Source organism: Microcella sp. (assembly GCF_033763155.1).
Taxonomy (GTDB): domain Bacteria; phylum Actinomycetota; class Actinomycetes; order Actinomycetales; family Microbacteriaceae; genus Microcella.
The window spans coordinates 1-4761 of record NZ_JANRKZ010000010.1; the positions used below are offsets into that span (position 1 = coordinate 1).

A 4761-nucleotide genomic window follows, 5' to 3' on the forward strand; every position below is an offset into this window, starting at 1 on the left:
TGCCCAACCGTCGGCGGCTCAACCACGGGCGATGGCGCCGTGCTCGACGGGCGACTCACGCTCGGTGGAAGCCCTGGCTCGGGCGGTTCGAGCGGCGGCGGAGCATCCGGGGGCTCCTCCGTTCCACCCCCGCCGTGTGAAGAAGTGTTCCCAGGCCTCTGCTACGGCGAGGGCCAGGGCAAGCCGGCCGACCCGGCTCCAGGCCTGCCTCCCGTCACGCTGAGCGATCTCGCCGTCTTTCGCCCCCAGGCCGCCGTGCAATACATGCAACCGGATGGCTGGATGGTCGTCGGCCTCCCCACCAATTTCGTGGCGGTCATTGATCGCCACGTGGTGAGCGGCACGCTGCTGGGGCTGCCCGCCGATGTGCGGTTCACTCCTGTTGCTTACCGGTGGCGGTACGGAGACGGCACGTCAGCGCGGTTGGGCTCGCGAGGCGCGAGCTGGACAACTCTGGGGCTGCGCGAGTTTGACCCGACGCCGACGAGTCACGTTTATCGAGCATCCGGAACCTACGTCATCGAACTCGACGTCGAATACACCGCCGAATACCGATTCGCCGGTGGAACCTGGACGGCCTTGAGCGGCGTCATCGTGCTGCCCGCCAACGACCTCATCGCGACGGCTGGCGGCGCCGTCACGGTGCTCGTCGACCGCGACTGTGCGCGAGCGCCCGCGGGCCCCGGATGCTGAGCACGACCTCGTCGACCACTCAACCAAGGCAGGGCTAGGCGAAGGGTCGGGAGGCCCCAAGGCGCGGCAAATAGAATGCACAGGTTTGCGGAGGACGCTGACAGCGCCGAAAGGAGCACCTCCCGATGACCACCAACGCCGAGAACCCTGAACAGGCCGACCAGCCTGAGGTTCCGATCGTTACCGACGCCACGTCCGACGCCCCGGTGCCTGCTGCCGACGCGAGCCCTGAGTCCCAGGCAAGCGGAGAAGACGCGGCCCCTGCGGCCCCGACGCCGGCAGCCACGACCCCCGCTGCCCCGCCCGCCGAGCGCTCCAAGCTCGCGATGGCTCCGCTGGTGGGAATGCTCGCCGTGGGCGCGCTCATCGGCGGCGTGGCCGGAGGTGGAGTCGTCGCAGCAGTCTTGGCCACCGACGCGCCCACTCTCTCGGCCGTGCCCAGCACCCCCACGTCGATCACCGTCAACGACCCCGACGACGCCACGCTCGTGACCGCGGTCGTCGCAAAGGCCATGCCCGCCGTCGTGACCCTCTCGGTCGCCGGGGGCGGCGCCTCAGGCAATGGATCGGGTGTCATTCTCTCGAGCGACGGATACGTGCTCACGAATAACCACGTGGCCACGCTCGAGGGCGCCACCAACAATCCGAGCATTCGCGTGACACTCTCCGACGGACGCATCTTCAACGCTGAGCTCGTGGGCAGCGACCCGATTGCCGACCTCGCGGTCGTCAAGCTCGACGAGGCCGACGATCTGCCCGTGATCGAGTTTGCTGATTCTGACGCCATCAATGTGGGCGACCAGACCGTTGTCATCGGTGCCCCGCTCGGGCTCGCGGGCTCGGTCTCGAACGGAATCGTCTCGGCACTCAACCGGTCGATCACCGTGCGCTCGTCGGAAGTTCCCGATGCGGCCGCGCCGCAACAGCCCGACAGTGGCGGTGAGAACGGCACCGACGCCCCGTTCGACTTCTGGAACTTCTCTGACCCCGGCAACGGCGACTCTGAAGCCACGCCGACCGAGCCGCAGCCCGTGGCATCGACCACGGTCTCGTTGCCGGTGATTCAGACCGATGCCGCTATCAACCCGGGCAACTCGGGTGGCGCGCTGCTCGATGCAGACGGCCGACTCATCGGCATCGTCGTGGCGATTGCCTCGGCGGGCGGCAGCGGAGCCCAATCGGGCAGCATCGGCGTGGGCTTCTCGATTCCGTCGAACTACGCCCAGCGCATCGCGACCGAACTCATCGAGTCGGGCACGGCAAGCCACGGTTTGTTGGGTGCGAGCGTGACCGACGCCCTCAATGATCCCGCGAGCACCGTGACGGGTGCGCTGATCGACAGCCTTCTGCCTGATGGAGCAGCCCAGGCCGCTGGCCTGCGCGCTGGCGACATCATCACCGAGTTCAACGGCGTGCCGATCACCGACAGCGTCGACCTCACGGCTCAGGTGCGCGTGTTGCCGGCCGGAGCGACCACAACACTCACCTACGTTCGCGACGGTGACGTGTTTGAGGTCGAGGTCACCCTCGGCGAGCTTCCGTAACCCCCCCATGATCGTGCGCCGGTCGCGAGATCGGCGCACGATCGAGGCACTACCCTCGTGAGGTATGGGCCAGCCTGCACCGACGCACCCCGGCGTCAGCTTCGTGATGCCCGTCTACAACGAGGCGGCCTACATCGATGACGCCATCGACAGCGTGCTCGCCCAGCACTACGACGGTGACCATGAGCTGGTCGTCGTGCTGGGGCCGTCAACGGACGGCACGACCGAACGCGTTATCGAGCGTGCGGCGACGGATGCCCGGCTGAGGGTCGTCACAAACGACGCCCTCTCGATTCCGCTGAGCCTCAATCTCGGCATTCGTGCCGCCGCCCACGACATCATCGTGCGGGTTGATGCGCACACCGAACTGCAGCCCGACTACACCGCCCGGGGGGTCGCCACGCTGCAGCGCACGGGCGCGGCGAGCGTCGGCGGCCTGATGGTTGCCACGGGTCGCGGTCGACTGCAGTCGGCGATCGCGCGCGCCTACAACAGCCGTCTCGGGCTGGGGGGCGGTGCCTACCACGGAGGTGCATCCGAAGGCCCTGCCGAAAGTGCCTATCTGGGCATCATGCAGCGAGACGCGCTGCTCGCCGTGGGGCTCTATGACGAAGGCCTCAAACGCGGCGAAGACTGGGAACTGAACTTTCGCCTGCGCGACGCGGGCCACCTCGTGTGGCTCGACCCCGAGCTGCGGGTCACCTATTGGCCGCGCTCGACGTGGGCCAAGCTCGCGCGACAGTTCACCGCCACGGGCATCTGGCGTGGCGAGTTGGTGCGTCGCCTCGGCGGGCGCAACTCACTGCGCTACTTTGCGCCGCCCGCGCTCGTGACCTCGATCGCGGCGAGTGTGGTGGTGCTGGTGCTGCAACTCACGGGCGTCGTGACCGGGCTCGCGAGTGTGCTGCTCTCGGTTGTGCACGTGGGCCCCGGGCTCTATGCCCTCGTGTTGCTGGGCTTGCTGGTCGCGCCCTCAAGTGGGCAGACCTTTGCCGACCGCGCGACGTTCGCGCGGGTCATCGCCGTCATGCACCTCAGTTGGGGTTTCGGCTTCGTGCGCGGGTTTCTCTTCGGAGCGCGTGACGCCATCGACACCTCGCGCACTGAGTCGTGATGCACCGAGTCGTGATGCACTGAGTCGTGATGCACCGAGTCGTGACGCGCTGAGTCGTGACCGTCTGACTCGGCGCGCTGTTCAGCGTGCGTCGAGCATCCCGCTGGCCAGCGCGCGCGCGACGACGCGCTCGGCTGCGTGACCGTCGTCGAATGCCGTGAACCGCTCGCGCCACGCCTGCATCGCCACGGATGCTCCCGCCCCGTCACCCCCCGCCGCCAGCCGCGCCAGCTCGGCAAGCAGAGCATCGCGGCTCTCGGTCACCGGCACCGGTGCCTCGGCCAACAGGTCGAAGTAGAAGCCGCGCAACTCACTCTCGTAGTGCTCGCGGTCGGGCGCGAACAAGACGAGGGGAGTGCTCGTGGCGGTCACGTCGAACATGAGCGAGCTGTAGTCGGTAATGACGACATCGGCCGCGAGCAGCAGGTCAGCCATGTCGGGGTAGGTCGTGACGTCGATGAGCCCCGGGGCGTCGAGATTGCGGCCGTGGCGCAGGGTGCGGCTGTGGCCGCGCACGAGCACGACGTGCTCGCCGGGGAGCTCGGCGAGGGCCGCGGGCAAGCTCGGCAGGTCGACGAAGTCGACGATCTGTGTCGCGTCGTCGCGCCAAGTCGGCGCATAGAGCACGGCGCGCTGGCCGGGTTGCACCCCGAGTCGTTCACGCACGGCAGCGCGAACGGCCGAGTCGGCGTGCACGAGCACGTCGTTGCGCGGGTAACCCTCGATCCACAGCGGCCCGTTGAACGCGTAGGCCCTCCGCAGAATCTCGGCCGCGTAGGGGTTCTGGGCGAGCAGCACGGTCCAGCGCCGACTTTCGCGGCGCACGGCAATGCGCGTGCGCAGGCCCACGCCGTCGCGGTCGAGCGCGAGCCGCTTGAGCATGGTGCCGTGCCAGGTCTGCAGCACGGTTTGGTGGCGGCGGGGCATCCACCGCTTGCGCAACCAGTCGTTGACGACGAGCAGCCGCGCGTCAGCCCGCACACGCCACCACTCGGCCGAACCCTCGACGATGGCAATCGCACCCTCGGGCACGGCGATCGACCGGTCGACGACCGACCAATAGCGCGTCACGTCGGGCCGCACGCGCGCGAGCTCACGGTCGATCGCGAGCGGGTTGCACGCGACGGTCTGGCTATAGAAGCTCTCGAAGAAGACGGCGTTCTCGGGTGTCGCCGTGCGTCGGCGGTACTGCTTCTCGAGGCGCTTCTGGGCGGATGCTCCGCGCTCGTCGTCGGCGAGCGGCGCCGCAATGCGCAACACGAGGGTTCCGGCGTCAGCGCGCACCTCGGCCCGCAGCAGGTCACTGCGCACGCCCGGCACGGTGGCGGCGGTCACGACGGAGCGCGCGCTCGGGTGCACCTCGCCCGCGAGCGTGACGACGAGTCGGTAGTCGTCGCTGCGCGGCGGCAG

Annotated in this window: 4 protein-coding genes; 3 read left to right on the top strand and 1 reads right to left on the bottom strand. The window is 68.7% G+C overall.

Annotated elements, in window-relative coordinates; all coding sequences use genetic code 11:
* The 3 genes from SFU54_RS00345 to SFU54_RS00355 form a co-directional block, all read left to right on the top strand.
* The coding region (locus tag SFU54_RS00345; protein WP_319014340.1) for a PKD domain-containing protein at positions 1-693 on the top strand (693 nt) is incomplete at its 5' end.
* Between the two features lie 125 nt (positions 694-818).
* A complete protein-coding gene (locus tag SFU54_RS00350; protein ID WP_319014341.1) occupies positions 819-2237 on the top strand; it encodes a S1C family serine protease in 1419 nt (472 codons plus the stop codon).
* 64 nt (positions 2238-2301) lie between these two features.
* Positions 2302-3351: a glycosyltransferase family 2 protein gene (locus SFU54_RS00355; RefSeq protein WP_319014342.1), complete on the top strand. Its 1050-nt coding sequence runs from the start codon at positions 2302-2304 to the stop codon at positions 3349-3351.
* Positions 3352-3432: 81 nt separating this feature from the next.
* On the opposite strand, the gene SFU54_RS00360 is transcribed toward SFU54_RS00355, so the two are convergent.
* The coding region (locus tag SFU54_RS00360; protein ID WP_319014343.1) for a CDP-glycerol glycerophosphotransferase family protein at positions 3433-4761 on the bottom strand (1329 nt) is incomplete at its 5' end.

Bases quoted from the DNA above. Each gene is read 5' to 3' on its own strand.
- SFU54_RS00350 (WP_319014341.1), top strand. From the start codon at position 819: ATGACCACCAACGCCGAGAACCCTGAACAGGCCGACCAGCCTGAGGTT.
- SFU54_RS00355 (WP_319014342.1), top strand. From the start codon at position 2,302: ATGGGCCAGCCTGCACCGACGCACCCCGGCGTCAGCTTCGTGATGCCC.